The following is a 24,581-nucleotide window of genomic DNA, read 5'->3' as shown; positions in this document are numbered from 1 at the left end:
TTGGTATTTTTTTCTCATACTAGATGTGCGCGACAACGTCGCTCCGGGCTTGACGTCAGCGCGAGGACCGCAGACGAGGGGTGGATGAGCGTTGAAGACGACCATCCCCTGTCGCGGCACGCGACGCAGCCGACACGGGCGATCCATGATCGGATCGCACACGACCTGGCGATCGCGATCGTCGGAGGCCGCTACCAGCCCGGCGAAATGCTTCCGGGGGAAGAGCGCTACAGCGCGGAACAGGGCGTTTCGCGCACCGCCTACCGGGAAGCCGTGCGTGTTCTTTCCGCCAAGGGCCTGGTCTATAGCCGCACCAAGAGCGGCACCCGCATCAACGAGCGTCTGCGCTGGAATATCCTCGACCTCGATGTTCTGGCCTGGATGTTCGAGGCCGGGCCGACGCCGGAATTCCTGCGGGACATCTTCGAACTGCGCACCGTGGTCGAACCCGCCGCAGCCCAGTTCGCGGCGATGCGCCGCGACGGACAGGACATCTCGCGCATGGGTCACGCCCTGGAGGAAATGCGCCGTTTCGGGCTACAGACCTCGGAAGGCCGTGCGGCGGACCAGAGCTTTCACAACCTGATCCTGATGGCCACCCGCAACGAGGCGCTCATCAATCTGGCCACTTCGGTGACCGCCGTGGTCGCCTGGACCACTCGCTTCGCCCGCGACGAACGCAAGGAATCGCGCGATCCCATGCCCGATCACGATGCCGTGTTCGACGCCATCCTGCGCGGGGACCCCGAAGACGCGCGGCTCAAGATGCTCGCCCTCATCGGCAATGCCTCGCGCGATGCGGGAATGTCGGGCGCTTAGAGGCCAGGACCTCTTCTATTTTCCATACGGTATTCGGCGCTTGCGACAGTACCGTCAGCGACCCGTTCCGCTGCCGCCCGACGTCTTGCGGATGAAGGCGGCCACGTTGTCGTGAAGGGCGTGAAGTGACGGCAGGTGCGCGTAGACCATGTGGCCAGACTCGTAATACTGATACTCGACATTCGCCTGCAGGGCGGGTGGCACCGGCAAGTGCCGCATCTCGAACACGCCTTCGAAATAGGGCGTCGAAACGTCGTAATAGCCGCCGTTGACCATGACCTTCATCGTCGGATTCTGCTTCATCGCGATGGCCAGGTCCGGCAGCACATTGGGCAGCGCGATCAACGGCTTCCCGGCGGCGGGCGGCTTGTGCCGATAGTCCCAGCTGCCATAGATGCCGATGCCGGGCTTGAACTGCTTATCGCCGCCCTCGCCCGCCGCGTAATGCAGGGTGCCGCGCGCATATTGGTTGAAAGCGGCAACGTAGGCGCCCTCCAGCGCCGCGCTCTGCGGGTCGTAGTCCGCCACCTTGCTGAGCGGATCGAGCGTCACCCCGGCGAAGCGCGTGTCCAGAGTGCCGGTTGTCAGTCCCTGGTCCGACAGCAGTTCCTTCTGGAAAGCGCCATATTCGATCCTGAGATTGGTCTTCAGGAGATAGTCGGCCGATAGGCCCGTATAGGCCGCCAGTCGGTCCGCGATTTGCCGCCGCTCGGCGTCGGTCAGCGCATTGCCCTTCATCAGCGCCTGGGCATATTCCCCGGTGGCGAAGGCCTCCACTTGCGCCAGAAACGCCTTGAGATCGTCCGGCCGGTCAGCCAGCTTGCGATGATACCATGCCGTCGCCGCGTAAGTCGGCAAGGCGACGATATAGGGCAGATCGACTGAGGGATTGGACTGCGGATCGTCGGGCATCAGATCCCAGTTCAGGATGTCCGACAGCAGGATCACGCCGTTCAGGTCGATCGAACGCGCCTGCAGCGCCAGGGTCATGCCGGCCGCCCGCATCGTGCCGTAGCTTTCGCCGAACAGGTACTTCGGCGAATTCCAGCGACCGTATTTCGAGAGGAATTGCTCCACGAATTGCGAAAAGACGTCGATGTCCTGGTCCACGCCGTAAAAGGCCTTGGCCTTGTCCTTCCCCGCGATGCGGCTGAAGCCGGTGCCGGGTGCATCGATGAACACGAGGTCGCTGGCGTCGAGCAGGCTCGCGTCGTTATTGACGGTATTGTACGGCGCCGGCCCGGTATGGGCGCTGTCGGCGGTTTCCACCCGCACCGGACCGAAGGCGCCCATGTGGAGCCAGACGCTCGACGATCCGGGACCGCCGTTGAAAAGGAAGGTGATCGGGCGTCCGGGCGTTCGCACGCCGTCCTTGAAATAGGCGGTGTAGAACATCGAGGCCTCGGCCTTGCCGCCCTTCTTGTCGTCCTCGTCTTCGGACGAACGGGCATCGAGGGCGTCGGTGTCTTCCCATCCCTTGGCATGAACCACCAGCGTGCCCGCCACGGCGTGATAGGCCAGGCGCGAACCCGCGATCGAAACCGCGCCCGTGGACTGCACCGCTTCGGGCTGGAACAGCGCGGGGTTTTCGGCATCGCCTGCAGGCACGTCCGGCGCGCTGGCCGCAGGTGCGGCAAAAGCGGCAGACGCGGCAAGGAGCGAGGCGAGCGGCAGGGCGGCCAAAGAATACTTCATCCAGCGTCTTTCGGGAAAATGCGGCCGCATCGTCAGGCCGCGATACCATTTTCGATGACACGCCCGCCCCGTTTCCGAATGGCCGGTGCGCCGCAGTCCGTCCGGTGGGAGGGGATCATTCGTAATGCGGATCCTGGAGCGCGTTCATCCAGTCGGGACACTTGTTCTCCGCCTCGCCGCGAAAGGCTTCGCTGTTGAAGGCCATGAAATCGTGAGCGGCGTCCCGCGCCGTCATGTCGGCGGGGATGCGGTAGCTCGCCGCCACCGCGTCACCGCAAGCCGCGGTCCAGCCGGCGACGTCTCTTTCCCGCTGCATCCAGAGCTGGACCAGCCAGAGAAAATCGTGGCGCTTGTCCTGCATCGTCGGCATCATGCAAGTCCTTCAAAAGTGACAGAGACGCTTGGTTGCATGGCGGGATCGCCCGTGCAACCTCCCGCAGGCCCCGCTTCGAAAAATCGGCCTGTTCCCGAAGCCGCGATATCTCAGGCACCATGACCGGCCGCCTCGCCTGCCGCATTGTGCAGGCCCGCGCCCAGGGCGAGAACGGTGCGGGCGTGCCTGCCCGCCACGGCGGCGCGGTCCGCGCCGTAGCCGCCGCCCAGAGTGCTCGCCAGGGGGAGGCCCCGCCGCCGCGCTTCGCGCGCGACCATCCGGTCCCGCGCGAGCAGGCCGTCATCGGACAGCGCCAGTCGGCCCAGTCGGTCGTCGCCATGGGCGTCGACACCGGCCTGCATGAGGATCAGGTCCGGCATGAATTCATCGAGCACACCCGGCAGCGTGCGGCCGAGGGTATCCATGTAGGCGGCATCGCCCATCCCGTCGGGCAGCGCGATATCCAGGGAGGAGCGCGCCTTACGGGTGGGGAAGTTCTTCTCCGCATGGAGGGACAAGGTGAATATGTCGCCGCGACCGGCAGTCAGCGCCGCGGTGCCGTCTCCCTGGTGAACGTCGAGGTCCAGGATCAGGATACGGGCGGCATCGCCCTCCTCGATCAGCCGGTTCGCGGCCACGGCCAGATCGTTGAACACGCAGTAGCCCGCCCCGGTATCCGCCAGCGCGTGATGACTGCCGCCCGCGCTGTTGGCCGCATAGCCGTGCCGCAAGGCGAGCTTCGCCGCGAGCCAGGTGCCGCCGACGGAAAGCTGCGATCTCCGGGAAATGCCCGCGTCCACCGCAAACCCGATCCTGCGCACCTTCGCGGCCGGAACGGTGCAGCTGAGAACTTCCTCGACATAGTCCGGGTCATGGACGGCTTCGAGCCAGCGGCGCGGCATCTCTTCCGGCACGTGCTCGGTCATGGGCGCATGGCTGGCGCGAAGCGCGTGCATCACCAGCGCATACTTGTCGTGAAGAAATGTCCCGGCCGCCCTTGTCGGGACCACATATGCGGGATGGTGGACGACATGCAGCATCGCCCGGCAGACTAGCGGTCCCGGCAGGGGCCGTCGAGCCCGCGCACCAGAGCCGGCGCGGGCCCGCTTGCCGATCGCCCGGCGCTAGAGCCCCGGACTGCCGATTGCCAGCAGGGCAAACGTCGCCAGCCAGTGCTCGCCCATATAGTCGCCCGCGACATGAGGCAGTGCGGCCTCCAGGTGTCGTTCGGCGATCGCGGCGCCTTCGCGGCGGACGAAATGGCCTTCCGGCAGCCGCGCCGCAATCTGGCGCCAGCACCAGGCCCGGCTGAGGTTCAACCCGTCGAGATGCGCGATCTTGCCGTCAGTGCGGTCCGAGACGAAAGCCGGAACCGTGAGAGTCCGGGGCTGCCCCTCGGCAATGTCCGGGAGGAAAGCATCGAACCAGAGCGCGAAGGCGGCCGGGGGCAGGACGCGGCTCATGGCCAGGGCCTCGGTCAGTGTCGGCGAGAGGAACTCGTCGCCCGACGGCTCCCAGGCCTGGGCCGCCCGGTCCTCGGCGAACCAGTCCTGCAGCCGGCTCTCGATCAGACCGGCCAGGTCGGCGCGCCGCGATGCCGCCCATTCGTGGGCCAGGACAAGCGCGAAGGCCGAATTGCTGTGGATGCCGTGGCGGATCGGGTAAGTGAGCTTCGGCAGGTAGCCCGCGAAACGCTGCGCGAAGATATCCGCCAGCGGCGCCAGGGCCTCCGCCCAGGCGCCATCCTCATGCAGCGAGAGTTCGTGATGGAGCGCCAGCAGCCATCCCCAACCGTAAGGCCGTTCGAAGCCCTGCGACAGGGGGCGGGCCAGATAGGCGATCTCGCCGGCGATCTTCCCGGGCACCAGCATCGCATCCGCATGCGCGCGAATGGCCGGCGCTTCCGGGATCTGGGGGAACTGGCGCAGCAGCCGCATCACCTGCCACCAGCCATGGACGCAGCTGTGCCAGTCGAAACTGCCGTAGAACACGGGATGCATCGCGGAAGGCGTCTGCGCGTCCTCCGGCCCGGCTAGCACATGGTCGAGCTTGTTGGGATATTCGCGGCCGAGGTGGCCAAGGGTGAGCTGCGCAAAGCGCGAGGCGTGTTCCGCCGTCAGGATCGTGGTCATCGCGAGAACCCCAGGAAGTAGAGAAGGAATATATTGGCCACCAGCATGGCCAGCGCGGTGGGCGCCTGCGCGCGAATGACGCCGTAAGTGTCGCGCAAGTTCAGAAGGGCCGCCGGCACCAGGTTGAAATTCGCCGCCATGGGCGTGAGCAGCGTGCCGCAGAACCCGGCCAGCATGCCGATTGCGGCCACGGCTGCCGGGTCGCCGTGCTGCACGTTGACCAGCAGAGGCGCGCCCATCGCCGCGAACATCACCGGAAACGCGGCCAGGGCATTGCCCATCAGCACGGTGAGCAGCGCCATGCCCGTGCAATAGAGCGCCACTTGCGCCAGCAGGCTGCCGCCGGTGTCGACGTAGTCCAGCAGGTGCCCCACCGCCGAACCCATTCCCGCCGCGGCGTAGATGATGCCAAGGCTGGCGAGGAGCTGAGGCATCAGGATCGCCCAGCCCAGGCCGTCGGCCAGCCGCACGCCTTCGCGCAGCGGCGCCTGCGCCTTCGTCCGGAACCAGACCATGCAGATCACGGTCGAGACCACCGCCCCCAGCGCCAGCGAGACCAGGGTGGCGTCGGAAGCCTTGACGATCCCGGGCACCGACTTGAACAGCACCGTTCCTCCCAGCGCTATGGCCGGGATGGCCAGAGCGGGCAGGAACAGGCGGTTGCCGTAGCGCCGGGCAGAGGCTTCCAGCGCGGTTGCGCTCGCGGTGCCGTCACTCTCGGGCGGCGCGGCTCCGGTACGTCCCGAAGCCGCGACGACGACGATGACGATGGCGAGCAGACCGTTGGCCATGTCGCCGATATAGTCGCCCAGCAGGAAGCTCAGCGCGATCAGCCCCCAGAGGAGCGCCGTGGCGCGGCCCTTGCGGTCCCGGCGGTGCCACGCCGTGACCAGCGCGAAGCCAAGGAACATGGCGCCCGCCAGCGCATAGACGAGTTCGAGGCCGATCACGCTGCTGAATCCGTCGATGAATCTGCAGCAGCATCCGCACCTGGGCGCTTCCGGCGATCCAGCAGCATCACCCGCGTGCCATGGATCAGCAAGGCCGCGATCGCCGTCGGCACGGCCCACATCGAAAGCGCGAAGGGCTCGGCCTTCATGCCATAGCCTTCCATCACGCCTTTCATCAGCAGGATGGAGCCGATCGCGAGGAAGATGTCCTCCCCGAAGAACAGGCCGATATTGTCCGTCGCCGCCGCGAGCGCTTTCGCGCGGTCGCTGTCGTGCCCGGATCCGTCCTTCTCGGCCGCCGCTTCCGCCATCGGCGCCAGCATGGGGCGCACCATCGTCACTTGTCCGCCAAGTTGCGTCAGGCCCACGGCGGAAGTCAGCTGGCGGGCGAGCAGGTAAGCCAGCAGCAGGCGGCCCAGCGTGATGCCGCGCAAACCGCGCATGAGCTGTTTCGCGCGCTCCTGCAGCCCGTGGCGTTCCAGCAGCCCGATGGTGGGGATCACCAGGAAGACCGCCGTGACGAACTTGTTGGCATTGAAGGCGGCGCCGAACCGGGCGAGCAGGTCGAGGAACGGCAGGCCCGCCGCCAGCCCCGCCGTAGCGGCCGAAGCCAGCACCACGGCCAGCGGATTGACCCGGACGACGAGCCCGGCGACCAGGACGACGACGGCTAACAGAACCAGCATGTCATGCTTTCCCCTCGAAGCGGTTCAGACCGCGGCGTCGGAATCGGCCGGCGCCCCGAAGCCGCCGCCGCCCGGCGTTTCTATGACGATGGCGTCGCCGGGTGCCAGCGGCGTTTCCGCCGTGCCGGCCAGATCGCTCCGCGATCCGTCCCGGCGCTCCACCCATTGCCGGCCCGGCTGCCCCGCCGCGCCGCCGTCGAGACCGAACGGCCCTTCGCTGCGCCGCGACGAAACGATGGTGGCGGTCAGCGGCTCCAGCGCCATGATCCTGCGCACCACGCCGTCACCGCCGCGATGCCGCCCCTCTCCGCCCGATCCCTTGCGGATCGCGAACGTTTCGAGCCGCACCGGGTAGCGCATTTCCAGCACTTCGGGATCGGTGATGCGCGTGTTGGTCATGTGGGTGTGAACGGCAGAAGCCCCGTGCGCGCGCGGACTGGCCCCGGCGCCTCCGCATATCGTCTCGTAGTACTGCACCCGCTCGTTGCCGAACAGGAAGTTGTTCATCGTCGCCTGCGCGCTGGCCGTGGCGCCGAGCGCGCCGAGCAGGGCATTGCAGACCGCCTGGCTCACCTCGGTATTGCCGGCCACCACCGCCGCGCCGGGATGGGGCGAGAGGAAGGTTCCCTCCGGCACGACGATGTCGAGCGGCACGAGGCACCCTTCGTTGAGCGGCAGGTCGGCATCTACGAGGCAGCGGAAAGCATAGAGCACGGAAGCGCGCGTGACGGCAGGCGGGGCGTTGAAGTTGCCCGGCCGCTGTGCATCGGTGCCGGTAAAGTCGATCGTGGCGCTGCGGCGCGCGCGGTCCACCGTCACGCTCACCCGCAGGCGGGCGCCGTCGTCCATGCGGTAATCGAATGCACCGTCGCCGATGCGGTCGATCACCCGGCGCAGGCTCTCTTCGGCATTGGCCATCATGTGGCCGACATATGTCGAGACCGTCGGCCAGCCATAGCGGCGCATCAGGCCCAGGATCTCGCGGATGCCGGTCTCGTTGGCCGCCACCTGGGCCTTGAGATCGGCGACGTTCATGTCGGGATTGCGCGCCGGATAGCGGGCAGAGGACAGCAGTTCGCGCAGGGCCGCCTCGCGGAATGCACCGCCTTCGAGCAGGAGGAAATCGTCGATGACGACGCCTTCCTCCTCCAGGCTGGTCGAATCCGCTGGCGTGGAGCCCGGCGCGATGCCGCCGATGTCGGCATGATGGCCGCGGTTGGCCACGAAGAAGCGGATGTGCTCGCCCGCCTCGTCGAAGACCGGCGCCACCAGGGTGACATCGGGCAAGTGAGTGCCGCCGCGGTAGGGATCGTTGAGCGCGACCATGTCCCCGGGCTGGAGGCTGTCGCCCCGCGCGGCCAGCACCGCACGCACGCTCTCGCCCATCGCGCCGAGATGGACCGGCACATGCGGGGCATTGGCGATCAGCTGGCCGCCCGCGTCGAAGAGCGCGCAGGAGAAATCGAGCCGCTCCTTGATATTGACGCTGGTGGAGGTGTGCCGCAGCACCGCGCCCATCTGCTCGGCAACCGCCATGAACATGTTGTTGAACAGTTCGAGCATCATCGGATCGGCCACGCCGCCATCGTCGCGGCGCTTGCGGTCTGCCGATGCGCCTCCCTGCCGCAGGACGAGGTTGCCCCAGTCGTCGGTCGTTGCCGTCCAGCCGGGTTCGACCACCGTGGTGGCCAGCGGCTCGCGAACGAGCGCCGGGCCGACGATGCGGTCCCCCGCCAGCAAAGCCGCGCGGTCATGAACGTCGGCCAGGGCCTCCGCGCCGTTCGCCCAGAGCGGCATGCGCGTGAGCACCGGCGGCAGCGCGCCGTCCGGCCGCCGCGCCAGTCGCGGCATCGCCGCCGGTTCGCCCGGCAGGATCACTTCCACCTCGATACTGTCGATCACCAGCCCGCGACCCGGCGTGGAGAACCCGAAACGCGCGACATGCGCCGCATCGAAGGCCAGGGTCATGGCGGCGTCATCGTCCAGCGCAACGGCAATGCCGGTATCCGTGCCTTCGTAGCGCAAGTGCACGCGGGCCTCGGTCCGCAGCAGCGCTTCGTCGCCGGACTGCACGATCGAGCGGGCCAGGTCCGCCGCGATCTGCCGCGCATCCGCGCTTGCCGCGGCGGCCGCAGCGCCATCGAGCGGACGCTCCACGGCCACGCGGCGCACTTCGCTGCGGTCGGCCAGGCCCATGCCATAGGCCGACAGGACGCCCGCGAAGGGATGGATGAAGACCGTGGAGATGCCCAGTTCCTGCGCGACCATGGAGGCATGCTGGCCGCCAGCGCCGCCGAAGCACTGCAAGGTGAAATCGGCAAGGTCGTGCCCGCGCTCGGTGGAGACTTCCTTGATGGCGCGCGCCATGGCGGCCACGGCCACGCGCACGAAGCTCTCTGCCACTTCGCGTGGGTCGGAAGACCGCCCCGTCGCCGCCGCGACCTCCTGTGCGAGCGCGGCAAAGCCCTGTTCCACCACCTCGCGGTCCAGCGGCAGGGTTCCTTCCGGCCCGAAGATCGCCGGGAAGAACGCGGGCGCGATCCGGCCCAGCATGACATTGGCGTCGGTTACCGTCAGCGGGCCGCCGCGGCGATAGCAGGCCGGCCCCGGATCGGCCCCGGCACTGTCCGGCCCGACGCGGTAGCGCGCGCCGTCGAAGTGCAGGATCGATCCGCCGCCCGCCGCCACCGTATTGATCGCGATCATCGGCACGCGGACTTTGGCACCTGCCACTTCGGCGTCGACCACCCGCTCCAGCGCCCCGGCATAAAGCGCCACGTCGGTGGACGTGCCGCCCATGTCGAAGCCGATGATGCGATCGAAGCCTGCCGCCTGCGCGGTCCGGGCCGCGCCGATCACGCCTCCTGCCGGGCCGGACAGGATCGCGTCCTTGCCGTGGAACTTGTCATGCTCGGTGAGGCCGCCGTTGGACTGCATGAAATAGAGCGGCACATCGCCCAGCCGGTCTACCACGCGGCCCACGTAGTCGCTCAGTACGGGCGAGAGATAGGCATCGACCACGGCCGTCGACGCGCGCGGCACCAGGCCCAGCAGCGCGCTGGTGCCGTGGCTGGTGGAGACTTGCGTGAAGCCGGCCTCCCTGGCCAGTTCCGCCAGCCGCTGCTCTGCCGCGGGGTATTTCCAGCCATGCGCCAGGGCGATGGCGCAGGCCGATATCCCCTCGGCCCGGTGGCGGGCGAACATCCGCGCCGCCGCGTCCTCGTCCAGTTCCGAGATCGTCTGGCCATGTACGTCGCAGCGCCCACCCACTTCCTCGACAGCCGTATAGAGCTGCGAAGGTCGCCGGATATCCAGCGCGAACAGGTCGGGACGGCTCTGGTCGCCGATCTCCAGCAAGTCGCCGAACCCTTCGTCGAGGACCAGGAGCAGCGATGCGCCCTGCCGCTCCAGCAGGGCATTGGTGGCGACGGTGGTGCCCATCTTCACCTCGGCCACCAGTCCGTGGGGCAAAGGCTCGTCCGCCTCCAGCCCCAGCAGGCTGCGAATGCCGGCAGTGGCGGCGTCGCGGTAACGCTGCGGGTTTTCGCTGAGCAACTTGGTGGAAACGAAAGTGCCGTCCGGCCTGCGGCCGACGATGTCGGTGAACGTGCCGCCACGGTCTATCCAGAACTGCCAACCCGACGACATCGCACACTCCGATATTTTATCGATAAATTATCAATGAGGGGTCTTGGCCCCGCCTGTCAAGCTGGGTGCAGGCAGGCCCGGCATCATTGACAAGCGCTCCGCCGGGATTTCATAAAACCGCATGAGCGCCATCGAACCGGGTCCGATCATTTCCTCCGCCCATCTGGCAGATGGCGCGTCTCCCGCCCTTTCCGAGCTGGAATTCAGCCTGACGCTGGCGGCCAATGCCTACCAGAAATGGATCGTGCGCTGCGCCGCCGCCGCCGGCCAGCAACTCGCGCCCCTGGAAGTGCTGGTGCTCCACTCCGTCCGCCACCGCGACCGCCCGAAGCGGTTCATGGACCTCATGCTGGTGCTTCATGTCGAGGACGCACATCTGGTGAACTACGCCGTGCGCAAGCTCTCCCGCGCCGGACTGGTGGAGACGCGCAAGGTCGGCAAGGAAAAGGTCATCGAAGTGACTTCTGCCGGCATCGCATTCTGCGACGCCTATCGCGCAATCCGCGAGAAAGTGCTGGTCGGCGACGTGAAGTCCTCCCTCAGCGAGGAAAAGCTCTCGCAGATGGCCGAAGCGCTGCGCATGCTCTCGGGAGACTACAGCCAAGCCGCCCGCGCCGCCGCCACGTTGTGACCGGCTGAACCGGCCGGACGCGCTGCATCCGCGTCCGCGGGATCCGTCTCCGAACGAAAATGCTGATAATGCGATTGATTCGCATATGCAAAATAGCCTATTGCGCTGCAGCATTTTGACAGGGGCGCGACATTTCCAGGTTAGCAATTCTGAAGTCACTGGCGCTGGCGGCGCCGGTCCTTTCCACTGCGGCATGGGCTGCCGAAGAAAACGGCCCGATCGTCGTGAATGGACGGTCCGAAGGAATCTACGGCATTTCCACCGCAAGCACCGGCATGAAGATCGACGTGCCCGTGCTGAAGACGCCGCAATCGATCACGGCGATCTCCAACGCCGTGATCCTGGAGCAATCGGCCGAAACGCTGACCGACGTGCTGCGCAACGTCAGCGGCATCACCGAGGCCAATTCGTTCGGCAACACCGGCGACAATTTCATGATCCGCGGCTTCGAGAGCGGCCAGGGCTCGGTCCTGCGAGACGGCTACCTGAGCGTGCAGGTGCGTGCGCTCAATGCCTCGACCGAGCGGGTGGAAGTGCTCAAGGGCCCGGCTTCGCTGCTTTACGGCCGTTTCGAGCCCGGCGGCCTGGTGAACGTGGTGACCAAGAAACCGCTCGACAGTTTCCATTACAACATCAGTGCCAATGCCAGCACGCGCGGACAGAGCCGGCAGATGGCCGACGTTACCGGCCCGCTTGGCGGCGGCTTCGCATTCCGCCTGATCGGCGAGCGCGAGGACAGCGACTACTGGCGCCCGCACGGACATGACATCGAACGCACGTTCGTGGCCCCCAGCCTCTCGTGGAGCGGCCATGGCTTCAGCCTTCTGGCCACTTACGAATATACCGACAGCACCCAGCCCTTCGACCGCGGCCGCGTATACTACAACGGCAAGCGGCTCGACACGCCCGCCACGCGGTACTTCGGAGAAGCGTTCACCACGCTGAAGCAGAGGCTTCATTCGGGGAACGTCCTGCTTGGCTACGCTTTCGCGCCGGGCTGGCGAATGGAGGCGAAGTACGCCATCCAGCGCACTTCGGGTTCCGACCTTCAGGTGCGCCCGCGCAGCCTGGTGGTCGGCGACGATGGCGAAGCGACCGGCGAACTCATCCGCAGTCTCGACGGCAACCGCGACCTTCACGACAACCGTGACTATCTCTCGCTCAACCTGCACGGCGATGTGCAGATGCTGGGCATGCGCCACAAGCTGCTGTTCGGCGCGGATTACGAGACTTACGAAAGCCTGCGCGGCTTCCAGGTGGATTCGCCGCGACGGGGCGGTTTCAACATATACGATCCGGTCTACGGCCTGCTGGACCAGAACCTTGCGGAGCTGACTGTCACCCCCAATTCGGCAACGGTCGATCGCTACAGGACGGCCGGTCTCTACGTTCAGGACCTGGTGATGCTGGACGATGCCTGGACACTGGTGCTGGGGGGCCGCTACGAGACCTTCCGGGACTTCACGCAAAGCGGCTCGAACGTCAGCGACCGTTCGAAGACCGATACTTTCCTGCCGCGGCTGGGACTGGTCTTTCAACCTCGCCCGAACATGTCGGTCTACGCCAGCTATTCGCGCGCCTTCGCGCCGAACCCCTCGGTTCCCGCCGAGGGCAGCCAGCCGGCCTCCGGGCCCTTCCCGCCCGAGCGCAGCCGCAGCTACGAAGTGGGGCTGAAGGCCGAGCTGTTTTCCGGGGTCACCACCACTCTGGCCGTCTACGACATCCGGAAAAACAACGTCCTGGAAACGGTGGATATCGGCGACGGCAATACGATCACCGAAGCCCGCGACAAGGTCACCTCGCGCGGGGTGGAATTCGATCTCGCCGGTGAGATCACGCGCCGCCTGAGCGTGATCCTGTCCTATGCCTATACGGACGCCCGGGACCCGCAGAGCACATTCCAGGACAATGTCGTGAACGTGGCGCGGCATACCGGCAGCCTGGCGCTGTCCTACCGGCCCGGCGGCGCGCTGGACGGTCTTTCGCTCGGCGGCGGCGCCTATCGCGTCGCCCGGCGTTATGGCGGGCTGTCCCAGGCCCCGAACGGATCGACGAGCGTGCCCTTCTTCCTGGACGGCTACACGACGTTCGACCTCAACGCCGGCTACGCCTTTGAAGTCGCCTCCGGACACAGCGCTTATGCCCGCATGACGCTGCGAAACCTGACCAACCGCAATTACGACCAGTCCGCCGGCAATGCCCTGCGCGTCGTTCCCGGGCAGGCGCGGACGCTGTTCGCCGCGATCGGGATGCGGATGTAGGGGCCTTGAAGAAAGGGCCGCGTTCGTTCCGGCGCGGCCCTCTCACGGTTCGATCGGAGCGCCCGCTTACCAGACGACGATGGGGTTGCGCGCCTTCAGCTCGTCGATCCGCCGCTTGGCCGCGAGCATGCCGGCCATTTCGGATGCGCCCTTCGGATAGGCCATGGCCTGCCAGTTGCTCACCCCGCCCCGGGATGTCGGCGGATAGGGCCCGTCGATCCAGTAACCGGGAATGCTCGCTTCCAGAGCATCCAGCAGTTCGCGAAGGGTACCGCGGCTGATGGTGTCATTTGTCATGACTCAGAAAACGATGAGGCGGCCGAAGGCTGCCTTGCCCTGCCTCGCCTTGTCGATAAGTGTGCCGGGCAACAGGAACCCGCGGTTCGTCCGCTCCGGGGCGCGATCGTCCCGCTACCGTAAAACCTCCGGGTTTATCCGCGCCTTGCGATCTGCCACAGCTTGCGCCGATGACTGCGCTCCCACACCATCATGACCGCCGGATAAAGGGGCGAATGATAGATTTGCGGGCGAGCGATCTGCCTCTGCTGGTCCTCTACGCGCTCGCGTTCGCGCTGCTGCACTGGACGGCCAGCCCCTGGAGCGGTGCGGGCTTCTTCTCGCTATGGTACCCGCCCGCTGGTCTGCGTTTCGCGGTGCTGTGGAGCCGGGGCGCCCGCTTCGCGCCCTGGCTGGTCCTTGCCGAACTGGCCGCAGACTTCAGCGCCGGCGTCATCGACATCGGGGCTCCGGGCCTGCTTCAGGCGGTGATCGGCGCGATGCGGCCGGGGCTGACGTATGGCTTGGCGCTGGCCGTCACGCGCGGGATTGCGCGGAGCAAGGACGACACCTTTTCGCTGCCGCCGATGATGATGGGGCTGGCCGCGGTTGCGGCACCGGCGCTCAATGCCCTGCTCGTGGCGCCCATCGACGCCCTGCTGCCGGCCGATGCCGGGCGATACCGCATCGGTGTGGACATCGCGATCTCGCTTACCGGGCTAGCCGTGGGAGACCTGCTCGGCATCCTCGTGCTGGCGCCGCCCCTGCTGTGGATCGCGGCGTTGACGGGCGGCCCGCGGCAGGCTCTGCCCCGGCCGCCCGCGCGGCGTGCGGTACTGGAGGATGCGCTCGTCCTGTCGGGCTGCCTGCTGCTGACGATTGCCCTGTGGCGCGCCGGGCTGGGCGCGCAGCCGGCGCCGGGACTGCTGGCGGGCGCCTGGATCGGCCTGCGCCACGGCCGCATTGCCGCCTGGCTGGCGATCGTGGCGCAAGTCCTGGCCTTCCTTCCCTATTCGTCCGGCCGGTTGGACGATGCGACGCGGCTGGAGCTGCATCTGGGCATTGCCGCGGTCGTGCTGGTCACCTGGCTCGCGGGGAGCTTCTCCGACGCGCAGAAGACCGCGCGGATCATGCTGGAGAGACGCAACCGCCTGCTGTTCCAGGCCGAGCGACTCAAGACCCTGAGAGCGATGTCGGTGGCGGTGATCCACGAGATCAGCCAGCCGCTCTCCACCCTGGCCATCGAGGCCGGCCACCTCGCCCGGGCGACCGAACATCTTGACGCCGACATCGCCGAGAGCGCCGCGCTGGTCGATCGCAAGGCGCGCGACTTATCCGACCTCGTGCGCCGCCTGCGCCGCTTCGGCGGCCGCGACGTGGACGAGCCTTCGCTGCTGCCCGTTTCGATGTTGCTGCAGACCGCCTGCCAGATCGTCGCGGCCGAGTTACGCGCGTCAGGCGGCCGGATCGATTGTCTCGGCATCGCCCCGGACCTTGCCGTTCAGGCGCAGGAGATCGAACTGACGCAGGCCCTTGTGAACCTGCTGCGCAACGCCGTCGCGGCCAGCCCCGGCGAAGCGATCGCGCTGCGCGCCGGGGCCGTCGCCGACGAAGTCCGCATCGAAGTGACCAATCCGCTCCTGGCCGCACGGAAAACCGACGCTCAGCCCCTGGGGGCGGGCATGGGGATCGGTCTCGTCATTGCCCGCACCATCGTGGAGGCGCATGGCGGCACGCTCGTCCGGCAGGACGACGTCGATACCGCGCGCTTCGTTCTGTCCCTGCCCCTCGTCGCCGGACCCCTGCCATGACCGACCCCGCCACCTCTCCCGCCGCCCCTCTCGTCGCCGTGCTGGACGACGATGCCGATCTCGGCGCCAGCGTGGCGCGATTACTGGCGCGCAACCGGATGGATGCGCGGGCCTTCACGGACCCCCGGGCGCTTCTGGCCATCCTGCCCGATTGCGCATTCGGCTGCGTCATCAGCGACATCCAGATGGGCGAGATGGACGGCTTTGCCTTCGCCGACGTCTTGCGCGCCCGCGATCCGGCCGTGTCGCTGGTGTTCATGACCGCCTGGCCGACGACCGCCCATGCCGTCGATGCGGTGCGCCGCCACGGCGGGATCGACTATCTCGAAAAGCCGATCGACGAACCGCGCCTGATCGCCGCCGTGGCCGAAGGCCTGGGCTGGTCCGCGCGGGAGCGGCGCATCGCCGCCATGACCGCCGCCTTCACCCGGCGCGAGCGCGACGTGTTCGACCTGCTGGTGCGCGGCCACTCCAACAAGGAGATCGCCGAGCGCCTGGCGATCTCCGCGCGGACGGTGGAAGATCACCGCGCGGCCATCTTCACCAAGACAAGGACCAACGGCCTGGCCCAGCTCATCGCTCTCAGCCGCGGGGAAGCGGTCTAGGTTTCCGGCCCCCAATTTCGGAACACCGGGAATTTCCCGGATCGACCCGGCACTTGCCCCGCGCCAGTTTCCCCATGCGACCCGAAGGCCTGTCCGAATTCCACAATGGACCAGGCTGCCCTGGCCGGCCAGGCTCCCGAGCCTGCGCCGGCCTTTTCGCAAGCTCCCGGTCCATCGTGAAGTCCGGTTTGCCGAAGGCGCCATCGCCGGGCCGGGCGATGGTGCCGTCAGTAGGGTCAGGCCGCGTTCTGCAGACCGGCGGCACCGTCCCGCGCCAATGCCTGCTGGGCGGCGGGGCGCTTGCGGCACCGCGCGACATAGGCGTCCATCGCGGCATCCTCGGGGAACGCCCGGCGGGCGAAGTTCAGCGCGCTGCCGATGAGAATGTCGGCAGCCGTAAACTGCTCGCCCATGACGTAGGGACCCGCCGCAAAGGCACTGGCCAGCTTTCGCAGCACCGCATCGTAGCCGCGCCGCTTCTCTGGCGATCCTTCGAGTTCTCCCGTAAATCCGGCAAAGAGAGCCGGCTCCATTTCCGCCACATACCAGGCCATCCAGGTCAGGTATTCACCGCGGCGCGGATCGCCGGGCTTCGGCGCCAGGCCCTGCTCGGGAAAGGCATCCGCGAGGTAGAGGGCGATGGCCTGCGATTCTGCCAGAAAGACACCGTCGTGGTCCAGCGCCGGCACGCGCTTCTCGGGATGGGGGTTGGATGCGTCCGGAGTGCCCTCTCCCGTCATCGGGCGAAAGATGGTCACTGGCCGGATTTCGTAGGACGCGCCCAATTCCTCCAGCATCCAGACGATGCGGGAGGAACGCGAATTCGGCGCATGGAACAAAGTGAGCATCGGTAGGTCTCCTGGAATTCTCGCGGTGCATGGTCACGCCGCGAAGTTCCCGATAGAGAAGCCCTACTGACAGCATATTGTCAGTAGGAGGCATGCGATGCGACGGGCGGACCGACTTTTCCAGATCATCCAGATCCTCAGGCGGTCGTCGCGGGCGGTGACGGCGGGAGAGATCGCCGGCGAACTCGAAGTCTCGCAGCGCACCGTCTATCGCGACATCGCCGACCTCGTCGGGCAGCGCGTGCCGATCCGCGGCGAGACCGGCTTCGGCTATATCCTCGACGACGCGTTCGACATGCCGCCGCTGATGCTGACGACGGACGAGATCGAGGCTGCCGTGCTGGGCGCACAATGGGTGATGGGCCGCGGCGATCCGGTGCTGGCCCGCGCCGCGCGGGACCTCATCGCCAAGATCACCTGCGTCGCGCCCGAACGCTTGCGCTCGGTCATCGCCACGCCCTCCATCGGCACGCCGTCCAGCGGGCAGTGGCCGGGCCGGTCCATGGCGCCTGACGGCATCGACCTGGCCCGCACCCGCACCTGGATCCACGAGGGGCGCAAGATCGTCCTCGACTATCGTGACGAGCAGGGCCGGACCTCCCGGCGCACCATCTGGCCGGTGATCGTGGGCTTCATGGAAAATGCCCGCATGCTGGCAGCCTGGTGCGAAATGCGCGAGGACTTCCGCCACTTCCGCGCCGACCGCGTGCTCCAGGCGGAGTTCCTGGACGATCGGCACGGAGTCCGGGCCAGCACCCTGCGCCAGCGCTGGAAACGGCACATGGCGGAGGCGAGCCGCGCCCGTCAGCGCGCGGCCGCCGAAGCGTGAACCCGTGACAGCTTCGGTCCGCGCTTATTGCCCGGGCATGGTGCCCGGCCGGAGGTAAGGGAACATGTGCGCGACATAGTCCGCCTTGCCCAGGTCCACGCCTTGGGCGCGAAGGATGGCGTAGGCGGTCATGACGTGGAAGTAGAACTGCGGCAGCGCCCAGTCGCGGACATATTGGGCCGCGTCCAGATCGAAGACCATGCCCTGCGGCAGGGCGTGAGCGATGGCGGCTGCCGGATCGACCTCAGGCATGCCGACCGCCGCCTGCTCCACGATCGCCACGGTCTCGGCGATCCTGGTGCGCGCCTCGGCAATCGAGCCGGGCTGCTCTCCCCCTTTGCGTCCTTCGTCGAGCAGTTCCGCGATCGAGGGCGGAAGAGGCTCCCCGCGCAGCCTGAACATGCCTTCCTGTGCCTGGACGCAGGCGAAGCGGACCTGGGTGGACAGAGGAAACATGTCGGGAGCCAGGCGCGCCGCCATCAGCGCATCGGCCTGATCGCCGGCTTCGGCCTTGCCGAGCCATGCCGACAAGGCGCCGAGCATCTGGAGGTAGGTAGGCACTAGGATATCCGGCAGCGTCATGATGGTCTTTCCGATCGTTGGGGCCAGGCGGCACGGCTTGCACGGGCGCTGGCGGCAGGACATAGTGAACGCCATCCGGCCGCCTTTCGACGCGATATCGAACACTTGGTCATGGACGAACAAGCATGCGGCGAGACAATGAACAATAGCAAAGCGGGCAACGGCGGCACGGATCGCAGCAAGACCGGCGACAAAGGCGCCGTGAAGCTCGGACCCAGGGCGATCCCGATCCCCCGGTCGATCAGCGAAGAGGCGCAGGCGGCGCTGGCTCGTCTCGTCGGCGAGGACGGCATCCCCCTCCATGCCCACTACGAGATGCCGCAACCGGACGATTTCGCGGGCTGGATGCGCATGAAGGCCGCAGCGGACGCGCAATACGCCGCCGCCGTGCAAGGTCTCGCCGGCAGCCTGCGCGCCGCCGCAACGACCATGGAACAGGGCGGTGCCACGATGCACGTCGCGATGCCGGAGGCTCCGGCCGAAGACAGCAGGGCTTTGATCGACTTCCACGGCGGCGCCCTCGTCGTCGGCGGCGGAGAGGCCTGCCGCATCGGCGCGTGCCGCCAGGCCGATCAGCATGGCATCGCCTGCTACGGCGTCGATTACCGGATGCCGCCCGGGCATCCCTATCCGGCCGCGCTGGACGATTCCCTGGCGGCCTATCGCGTCGTTCTGGAACGCCATGCTCCGGGCAGCATCGCCATCTGCGGCCGCTCCGCCGGAGGCAACCTGGCTGCGGCCATGCTGCTCAGGGCGCGGGAGGAAGGCCTGCCGATGCCGGCCAGCCTCATTCTGCTCTCGCCGCAAGTGGACCTGACCGAATCCGGGGACAGCTTCGAGACCAACCGCATGCTCGACGTGGTGCTGCCACGCCCGCTGCCCTCGAACAACCGTCTCTATGCAGGCGGCGCCGATCTCGCCGATCCCTGCCTCTCCCCGCTGTTCGCGGACCTGCAGGGCTTCCCGCCGACATTCCTGCAATCCGGCACGCGCGACCTTTTCCTGTCGAACACCGTCAGGATGCACCGCGCGCTGCGGCAGGCGGGCGTGGCGGCCGAACTTCACGTCTTCGAGGCGATGCCGCATGGCGGCTTCATGGGCGGCACTCCGGAAGACGCGGAACTGGAGGCGGAAATTCGGCGCTTCATTCAGGCGCATTGGAACGAATAAGGGGGTGCTGCTTGCGCCTGATCCCATGATGACTTGACTGGAGAGGAAGCAAACGTCGCCCCGCCGATCATTGGCTTCCGGTCGATTGACACAAAATGCCTGTCCACCAACCCTCGCCGTTCATGTGCGGCGGAGAGAAGACGATGGACAGGCAACAACTGGCGGTGGGCTTTGCCGCGGCAATTCTCGGCATATCTCTCACCTCGCCTGAAGTCCGCGCCCAGGAAGCGCCTCCCAGTGCCGCCGCTGCCGGATCGGGCGAGATCATCGTCACGGCCCGCAAGCGCAGCGAACGCCTGCTGGACGTCCCGGTCGCGGTCTCGGCGCTGTCCCAGGAGCAGCTCCAGCGCTATGCCACGGTCACGCTCACCTCGATCAGCCAGCAGGTGCCGCAGCTCGTCATCGCGGAATCGCAGAACCAGGTGGGCGGCTCGATCAACTTGCGCGGTATCGGCTCCGGCATTTCCAATCCTTCGACCGAAACGGCAGTCACCCTCAACATAGACGGCATCCCGATCAGCTACGGAAACGCGATCCGCCTTGGCCAGATCGACCTCTCCCGCGTCGAAGTGCTCAAGGGGCCGCAGGCCCTGTTCTACGGCAAGAACAGCCCCGGCGGCATCATCTCGCTGGTATCCCAGGATCCGGGCTCCAGTTTCGAGGCGAAGCTGCGCACCGGCTACGAATTCGCAGCCGACCAGCGCTTCGTGGAAGGCTCCGTCTCGGCGCCGCTGACCGAGACTGTCGGCGCCCGCGTGGTGGGCTACTACTCGAAGGAGGATGGCTGGTTCCGCAATGTCGCGGTGCCGATCGCCGGCGTCACGCCCGGCCCGGCGGCAGACAGCTACAATGCCGAAGACGTGTTCGTGCGCGGCACGCTGTCCTTCCATTCGCCGAGCGGCGCCACCAGGGCCACCGCCAAAGTCGCTTATGGCCGCCGCACCCGCGACGGTGTGGGGCCGACCGGCGGGTCGCAGATCGTCTTCTGCCCGGGCGGCGTCAGCCGGCTGTCCGGCGCCATCGACTGCAAGCTGAACCGCAAGTTCTACAGCGTGATCCTGCCCGCCCGGATGACGGCGCTGGACCCGACGCTGGGTGACGGCGTCCCCTTCGTGAAGTCGACCCAGTTCCTCGCCTCCCTGTCGATCGACCAGGACCTTACCGACGAACTCACGCTGTCGTCGGTAACCGGCTATTACCGCCTCGGGGAAAAGTCGGTCGATCCCTTCACCTTCTCCAATGTCCCCTATTTCGGCGCATCGAACGACATCGTCGCGGACGGGGTGAGCCAGGAAATCCGCGTCGCGACCGACTTCGACGGGCCGTTCAACCTGCTCTTCGGCGGTTTCTTCCAGGACGCGCACTTCAAGATCCGGCAGGCCTTCGCCGTCGACTTCGGCGGGACGACCCGGCCTTTCCTCGTCGGCTCCACTTTCTATGACGTGCATACCAGCGCCTATTCGGTCTTCGGACAAGGCCGCTACAAGCTGGCCGACGACCTCGAACTGGCGGCGGGTGGTCGCTATTCGTGGGAGGACAAGTCCCTCCAGGGCACTTCCTTCGCCAGCCCGATCGACGTGCTGAACCCGCGGCGGACTTACGAGGACTTCTCGCCGGAAGTCACCCTCACCTGGCGGCCGAGCAACGACCTCACGCTCTATGCGGCCTATCGCGAGGGCTTCACTTCCGGCGGCTTCAACACAGTGCCCACGACACTGCGCTCGCAGGCGAACCCTTCGCTTCCCCGCGTGGATTTGTCCTATGGCCAGATGACCGCGAAAGGCGGCGAAGCCGGGATCAAGGGATACCTCGCCGGACGACAAATCCTGTTCGACCTCGTCGGCTACTACTACAAATATTCCGGCCTCCAGCTTTCGCGCTACGACAATGCCTCCTTCACGCAGCTGACGCAGAACGCCGGGGGCGCGGAGATCGAGGGCGTGGAGGCCAGCGTGACCCTGCGGCCGGACGCGCTTGCGGGGCTCTCGCTCAATGCGGCGGCGGCCTACAACCACTCGCGCTACACCGACTTTATCGGCGGATGCTACGCCGGCCAGTCCGTGGCCGCCGGCTGCAATCTCAACCCCCGCAATCCGAGCCTCGCCGCCTCCACATACGGCACGGCAGCGAACCCCTATCAGGATCAGGACCAGACCGGACAGCGGCTGTTCCGCGCACCGCTGTTCACGCTGACCGCGGGCGCCGCCTACGACCACAGTTTCTCCGAACGTCTGGGCGGCACCCTGGCCGTCGATACCAGCTATTCGAGCAGCTACATCACCCAGACGGAAGCCAATCCGCTGAACCGCCAGGGCTCCTACTGGCTGCTCAACGGTGCGGTAACCCTGAACGGCGGGGAGGACAAACCGTGGGAACTGGCGCTGATCGGCCGCAATCTCACGAACAGGCTCTATGTCGTCGCCGGCTCGGTCGTGGGCGCCACCGCCAGCGGGACGGGCACCGCCGCGACGGTTCAGGGCGACGTGCTGGGCACGGCCAGCCCCCCGCGCTCGGTCACGTTGCAGCTGACGCTCAAGAGCAGCCTGCTGCAGGGCCGCTGACGGCAGGCGCGCCCCTTCAAACGGCGGGCGGTGCAGACCGGCTCGCGGCCTCCTCCTCGGGAAATGCCATGCTGCGCCGCCCATCCAGCATCGCGATCCGCGCCGCGACGCGCTCACCGTCCAGGATCGCATCGAGCGGCGCGGCCATGCGGCGGCGCCAGTTGGGGTGTTCGTCCACGGTGCCCGGAAGGTTCGGCTGTTCCTCCAGGCCGAGGATATCTTCCAGCGGCACGATAGCGAGGTCGGACCCCGCCCGCGCAATCTCGCGGATCGCCGCGTCGACGGCGTCGGCCGGTTCGCTCGGCAGAGGCTGAGGCTTTCCTTCGCCGATCGTGCGCCACAGCGCCGCCCGGTCGGCGGATCGCCGGTCGTCCGCAGCCTCGCCTGCCGCGCCGCGCCCGAGGGCACGGTTCCATTCGAGGTCACGGCCGGACCACCAGCCTGCCACGGTCGCCGTGTCGTGCGTTCCGGTCATCGCCGCACTCGAACGGTCGTAGCGGGACGCGGCCTGGAAGCCTCCGTCGTCGTCACGTTCGAACCAGAGCACGCGCATGCCCAGAAATTCCCGGTCGCTCAGCAGATGGTCGAAGCCCGGAGGCCGCGTGCCCAGGTCTTCCGCCACGATCAAGGCCTGGGCACGGTACGATTCCAGCGCGACCAGGCGCGTCAGGTCGTGAATGGGATAGTTGAGGTAGGCGCCCTTGCTGGCCGGCTCACCCTCCGGGATCACCCATAGTCGCGCCAGCCCGAAGGCATGGTCGATCCGCAAGCCGCCCGCATCGCGCAGCCCCGCGCGCAGCATGGCCAGCCACGGTTCGAACCCGCTGGCCACCAACCCACGCGGCGAGAAGCTGGTCAGCCCCCAGTTCTGCCCATCCGGGCCAAGCGGGTCCGGCGGGGCGCCGATGGTCAGCCCGGAAAGGACACTCTCCTGCATCGCCCAGGCATCGCTGCCTAGCGGATCGATCCCGACCGCGAGATCCTTGACGATGCCGATCTTCATCCCGGCCTCCAGCGCGGACTGCTGCACGCACTTCATCGACCGCGCGGCAAGCCACTGCGCGAAGAGGTGGAACCGGATCTCCTCCGCATGGTCCCCGGCAAACCGTTTCGCCTCCCTGCCGGAGGGATCGTGATAGCCGGAGGGCCAGTTCTTCCAGCCCCGGCCATGCGCCGCAAAATGCAGCGAAAGCGCATCGAACAGGGCATGACCATAGGCACCCGCTACCTTTGCAGCCCAGGCATCGACTTGTTCCCGTACCTCGCTGCCGCAAGCGGCATGGAGCTTTCGCATCGATGCCAGGCGCCGCGGCAGGGCTTCGTCCCAGTCGATCAGGGCAGCACCCTCCGGCTCCGCGTAAGGCTCCAGGCCCGCGAGTTCGGGCGCAGCCAGCGCGGCGTTCAGGAACAGGCGGCTCGATGGGGCATAGGGGCTGAACCCACTCGACTGACCGGCGAAGACCGCATGTACCGGACTGATCGCGAGCGCGTCGGCGCCAAGCCCTGCAAAGCGGACCGCGGCATCCGCCAGCGCCCCCAGGTCGCCGAATGGCGCGGGGCCGTGCTTCCTCAGCGAAGGGATCTGGATGGCCGCCCCCCATGTCCTCAATCCATGAAGGTCATGGCCGAGCGAGAAGGCACGGTGCGGAGCGACCGCCAACCGAACCGACTGGCCACCGGCATGGAGGTGATAATAGCCGGGCTCCTCGATCGCCATGACCAGCCCATCGTGCGCAGGCAAGGCGCGCGAAGTGCAGCTGTCCTCCGAAACGAGATCCACCCGGTGCAAGTGGGCAAGCGCCTTGGGCAAGCGGACGGGCGATCCTTGCTCCGCCGTTATCAGACCGGGAAGCGCCAGAGCCTCTTCCCGCCAACGGGAGAAGCTCTGCCTGATCTCGTCGTCCGACCCGGCCGCATAGCCCAGCGCACCCAGCACCGAGACGAGCACTTCGTCGGCAACCAGACACTCGGTTCCCTCGGCGCTTCGCCAGGCGCGCATGACGCCCACTGCTGCGGCAAGATCATGGAGCGGGGTGCGCGGCTCCCACTTCGGCGCGGCGCCGACGTCTAGAGACAAGGGGGCACCTTCAAACGCCGAACCCTTTCCGGTCTCGGACCTGCACCGAAAATGTTCCGTCGCATCTCGCCTCCTCGCTCAAAGGCAAAGCCGCAAGACCGGCAAGGTTCCGAACCAGGTCCCGGCGCCGAAAGAGAGCGTGTGGTTCGGGCGCCTTCCCGGTCGCCCGCTTGCCCGGCCGCCTGTTTATCGCGGTAGCTTCCCGGCTTTCACAGACGGCGGTGCTCTCGCCAGCGCATGGTTTGGACAGGTCGAACGGCTTGCCGGTTAAAATGCAAGTTCCGACGCCCACCGCGCTCTCGCCCCGGCCGCGCAGGAACTTTTTGCCCTTTGCCAACCTTAACCGTCGAAATTTTAACCAGAATCACGCTTTACCGGTTGCGTGCAACGACATCCGGTTAGCTGGAGCCACGTATGAAGACCTATACCTTGAAGTTCTCGGACGATGATATCGGCGTGGCTCGGCGTCTCGAATTCAAGGCTTCGGACATGACCGGCGCGCTCGTCATCGCGCACCGCGAGGCTTCGAAGCGTTCGGCGGAACTTTGGGAAGGCGCCCGGAAGCTCTGCTCCATTCGCCGTCCCGCGAACGACGTGTGGATGCCTGCCAGCCTCAAGGCCTGACAG

At 67.1% G+C, this 24,581-nt stretch carries 20 protein-coding genes; 9 read left to right on the top strand and 11 right to left on the bottom strand.

The features are described from left to right. Window positions 1-84 precede the first annotated feature (84 nt). Window positions 85-819, top strand: coding sequence for a FadR/GntR family transcriptional regulator (locus ACZ1J6_RS02735; protein ID WP_132266778.1), 735 nt, complete (start codon window positions 85-87; stop codon window positions 817-819). 54 nt (window positions 820-873) lie between these two features. Here the strand turns inward: ACZ1J6_RS02735 and ACZ1J6_RS02730 are convergent, their stop codons facing one another. From ACZ1J6_RS02730 to ACZ1J6_RS02700, 7 genes are all read right to left on the bottom strand, one after another. Then, complete coding sequence (locus ACZ1J6_RS02730) at window positions 874-2,514, bottom strand: S10 family peptidase (RefSeq protein ID WP_134094382.1); 1,641 nt, start codon at window positions 2,512-2,514, stop codon at window positions 874-876. 115 nt (window positions 2,515-2,629) lie between these two features. Next, window positions 2,630-2,884, bottom strand: a complete 255-nt coding sequence (locus ACZ1J6_RS02725; RefSeq protein WP_134094381.1) for a hypothetical protein — start codon at window positions 2,882-2,884, stop codon at window positions 2,630-2,632. A gap of 113 nt (window positions 2,885-2,997) precedes the next feature. After that, complete coding sequence (locus ACZ1J6_RS02720) at window positions 2,998-3,927, bottom strand: histone deacetylase family protein (protein ID WP_134094380.1); 930 nt, start codon at window positions 3,925-3,927, stop codon at window positions 2,998-3,000. 84 nt (window positions 3,928-4,011) lie between these two features. Continuing rightward, window positions 4,012-5,019, bottom strand: coding sequence for a DUF2891 domain-containing protein (locus ACZ1J6_RS02715; RefSeq protein ID WP_134094379.1), 1,008 nt, complete (start codon window positions 5,017-5,019; stop codon window positions 4,012-4,014). Then, complete coding sequence (locus ACZ1J6_RS02710; RefSeq protein ID WP_132266788.1) at window positions 5,016-5,969, bottom strand: DUF979 domain-containing protein; 954 nt, start codon at window positions 5,967-5,969, stop codon at window positions 5,016-5,018. Before ACZ1J6_RS02710 ends, ACZ1J6_RS02715 begins: the two co-directional genes overlap by 4 nt. Continuing rightward, window positions 5,966-6,655, bottom strand: a complete 690-nt coding sequence (locus tag ACZ1J6_RS02705; RefSeq protein WP_134094378.1) for a 5-oxoproline transporter, DUF969 family subunit — start codon at window positions 6,653-6,655, stop codon at window positions 5,966-5,968. Before ACZ1J6_RS02705 ends, ACZ1J6_RS02710 begins: the two co-directional genes overlap by 4 nt. 24 nt (window positions 6,656-6,679) lie before the next feature. Continuing rightward, on the bottom strand, window positions 6,680-10,303 hold the full coding sequence (locus ACZ1J6_RS02700; protein ID WP_134094377.1) for a hydantoinase B/oxoprolinase family protein: 3,624 nt from the start codon (window positions 10,301-10,303) through the stop codon (window positions 6,680-6,682). A 121-nt stretch (window positions 10,304-10,424) separates the two neighbouring features. On the opposite strand from ACZ1J6_RS02700, the gene ACZ1J6_RS02695 reads away from it, so the two are divergent. Both ACZ1J6_RS02695 and ACZ1J6_RS02690 read left to right on the top strand, forming a co-directional pair. Beyond that, window positions 10,425-10,934 carry a winged helix DNA-binding protein gene (locus ACZ1J6_RS02695; RefSeq protein WP_134094376.1) on the top strand — a complete coding sequence of 170 codons (510 nt, stop codon included), beginning with the start codon at window positions 10,425-10,427 and terminating at the stop codon, window positions 10,932-10,934. Between the two features lie 224 nt (window positions 10,935-11,158). After that, window positions 11,159-13,195, top strand: coding sequence for a TonB-dependent siderophore receptor (locus ACZ1J6_RS02690; protein ID WP_465127384.1), 2,037 nt, complete (start codon window positions 11,159-11,161; stop codon window positions 13,193-13,195). Window positions 13,196-13,261: 66 nt separating this feature from the next. Here the strand turns inward: ACZ1J6_RS02690 and ACZ1J6_RS02685 are convergent, their stop codons facing one another. After that, a complete protein-coding gene (locus ACZ1J6_RS02685) occupies window positions 13,262-13,492 on the bottom strand; it encodes a hypothetical protein (protein WP_132266798.1) in 231 nt (76 codons plus the stop codon). A gap of 215 nt (window positions 13,493-13,707) precedes the next feature. Between ACZ1J6_RS02685 and ACZ1J6_RS02680 the strand changes: the two genes are divergently transcribed. Together ACZ1J6_RS02680 and ACZ1J6_RS02675 are read left to right on the top strand one after the other, a co-directional pair. Beyond that, on the top strand, window positions 13,708-15,282 hold the full coding sequence (locus tag ACZ1J6_RS02680; protein WP_208324851.1) for a sensor histidine kinase: 1,575 nt from the start codon (window positions 13,708-13,710) through the stop codon (window positions 15,280-15,282). Then, a complete protein-coding gene (locus ACZ1J6_RS02675; RefSeq protein WP_431567536.1) occupies window positions 15,279-15,887 on the top strand; it encodes a response regulator transcription factor in 609 nt (202 codons plus the stop codon). Before ACZ1J6_RS02680 ends, ACZ1J6_RS02675 begins: the two co-directional genes overlap by 4 nt. Window positions 15,888-16,123: 236 nt before the next feature. Here ACZ1J6_RS02675 and ACZ1J6_RS02670 read toward each other — a convergent pair whose 3' ends face one another. Then, window positions 16,124-16,735 (bottom strand): glutathione S-transferase family protein, encoded by a 612-nt coding sequence (locus ACZ1J6_RS02670; protein WP_134094373.1) that lies wholly within the window; start codon window positions 16,733-16,735, stop codon window positions 16,124-16,126. Between the two features lie 97 nt (window positions 16,736-16,832). Here ACZ1J6_RS02670 and ACZ1J6_RS02665 point away from each other — a divergent pair, with 97 nt between their 5' ends. Beyond that, on the top strand, window positions 16,833-17,564 hold the full coding sequence (locus ACZ1J6_RS02665; RefSeq protein ID WP_134094372.1) for a helix-turn-helix transcriptional regulator: 732 nt from the start codon (window positions 16,833-16,835) through the stop codon (window positions 17,562-17,564). Between the two features lie 24 nt (window positions 17,565-17,588). Here the strand turns inward: ACZ1J6_RS02665 and ACZ1J6_RS02660 are convergent, their stop codons facing one another. Then, window positions 17,589-18,146: a DUF1993 domain-containing protein gene (locus ACZ1J6_RS02660; RefSeq protein WP_134094371.1), complete on the bottom strand. Its 558-nt coding sequence runs from the start codon at window positions 18,144-18,146 to the stop codon at window positions 17,589-17,591. Window positions 18,147-18,284: 138 nt separating this feature from the next. Here ACZ1J6_RS02660 and ACZ1J6_RS02655 point away from each other — a divergent pair, with 138 nt between their 5' ends. Beyond that, complete coding sequence (locus ACZ1J6_RS02655) at window positions 18,285-19,316, top strand: alpha/beta hydrolase (RefSeq protein ID WP_134094370.1); 1,032 nt, start codon at window positions 18,285-18,287, stop codon at window positions 19,314-19,316. Between the two features lie 143 nt (window positions 19,317-19,459). Continuing rightward, a complete protein-coding gene (locus tag ACZ1J6_RS02650; protein ID WP_134094369.1) occupies window positions 19,460-21,877 on the top strand; it encodes a TonB-dependent receptor in 2,418 nt (805 codons plus the stop codon). Window positions 21,878-21,893: 16 nt separating this feature from the next. On the opposite strand, the gene malQ is transcribed toward ACZ1J6_RS02650, so the two are convergent. After that, entirely contained in the window at window positions 21,894-23,954 is a 2,061-nt protein-coding gene (gene malQ, locus ACZ1J6_RS02645) for a 4-alpha-glucanotransferase (RefSeq protein ID WP_243841020.1), read from the bottom strand. A gap of 414 nt (window positions 23,955-24,368) precedes the next feature. Here malQ and ACZ1J6_RS02640 point away from each other — a divergent pair, with 414 nt between their 5' ends. Next, entirely contained in the window at window positions 24,369-24,578 is a 210-nt protein-coding gene (locus ACZ1J6_RS02640) for a hypothetical protein (RefSeq protein WP_132266810.1), read from the top strand. The last annotated feature ends 3 nt before the right edge of the window (window positions 24,579-24,581 follow it).

This window comes from Novosphingobium sp. BL-S-21, assembly GCF_055521655.1.
Note: the sequence above shows the minus strand (reverse complement) of the source record. Positions and strands in the feature narration are given on the sequence as shown.

Bases quoted from the DNA above. Each gene is read 5' to 3' on its own strand.
- ACZ1J6_RS02735 (WP_132266778.1), top strand. From the start codon at position 85: ATGAGCGTTGAAGACGACCATCCCCTGTCGCGGCACGCGACGCAGCCG.
- ACZ1J6_RS02730 (WP_134094382.1), bottom strand. From the start codon at position 2,514: ATGAAGTATTCTTTGGCCGCCCTGCCGCTCGCCTCGCTCCTTGCCGCG.
- ACZ1J6_RS02725 (WP_134094381.1), bottom strand. From the start codon at position 2,884: ATGCCGACGATGCAGGACAAGCGCCACGATTTTCTCTGGCTGGTCCAG.
- ACZ1J6_RS02720 (WP_134094380.1), bottom strand. From the start codon at position 3,927: ATGCTGCATGTCGTCCACCATCCCGCATATGTGGTCCCGACAAGGGCG.
- ACZ1J6_RS02715 (WP_134094379.1), bottom strand. From the start codon at position 5,019: ATGACCACGATCCTGACGGCGGAACACGCCTCGCGCTTTGCGCAGCTC.
- ACZ1J6_RS02705 (WP_134094378.1), bottom strand. From the start codon at position 6,655: ATGCTGGTTCTGTTAGCCGTCGTCGTCCTGGTCGCCGGGCTCGTCGTC.
- ACZ1J6_RS02700 (WP_134094377.1), bottom strand. From the start codon at position 10,303: ATGTCGTCGGGTTGGCAGTTCTGGATAGACCGTGGCGGCACGTTCACC.
- ACZ1J6_RS02695 (WP_134094376.1), top strand. From the start codon at position 10,425: ATGAGCGCCATCGAACCGGGTCCGATCATTTCCTCCGCCCATCTGGCA.
- ACZ1J6_RS02685 (WP_132266798.1), bottom strand. From the start codon at position 13,492: ATGACAAATGACACCATCAGCCGCGGTACCCTTCGCGAACTGCTGGAT.
- ACZ1J6_RS02680 (WP_208324851.1), top strand. From the start codon at position 13,708: ATGATAGATTTGCGGGCGAGCGATCTGCCTCTGCTGGTCCTCTACGCG.
- ACZ1J6_RS02675 (WP_431567536.1), top strand. From the start codon at position 15,279: ATGACCGACCCCGCCACCTCTCCCGCCGCCCCTCTCGTCGCCGTGCTG.
- ACZ1J6_RS02670 (WP_134094373.1), bottom strand. From the start codon at position 16,735: ATGCTCACTTTGTTCCATGCGCCGAATTCGCGTTCCTCCCGCATCGTC.
- ACZ1J6_RS02665 (WP_134094372.1), top strand. From the start codon at position 16,833: ATGCGACGGGCGGACCGACTTTTCCAGATCATCCAGATCCTCAGGCGG.
- ACZ1J6_RS02660 (WP_134094371.1), bottom strand. From the start codon at position 18,146: ATGACGCTGCCGGATATCCTAGTGCCTACCTACCTCCAGATGCTCGGC.
- ACZ1J6_RS02655 (WP_134094370.1), top strand. From the start codon at position 18,285: ATGAACAATAGCAAAGCGGGCAACGGCGGCACGGATCGCAGCAAGACC.
- ACZ1J6_RS02650 (WP_134094369.1), top strand. From the start codon at position 19,460: ATGGACAGGCAACAACTGGCGGTGGGCTTTGCCGCGGCAATTCTCGGC.
- ACZ1J6_RS02640 (WP_132266810.1), top strand. From the start codon at position 24,369: ATGAAGACCTATACCTTGAAGTTCTCGGACGATGATATCGGCGTGGCT.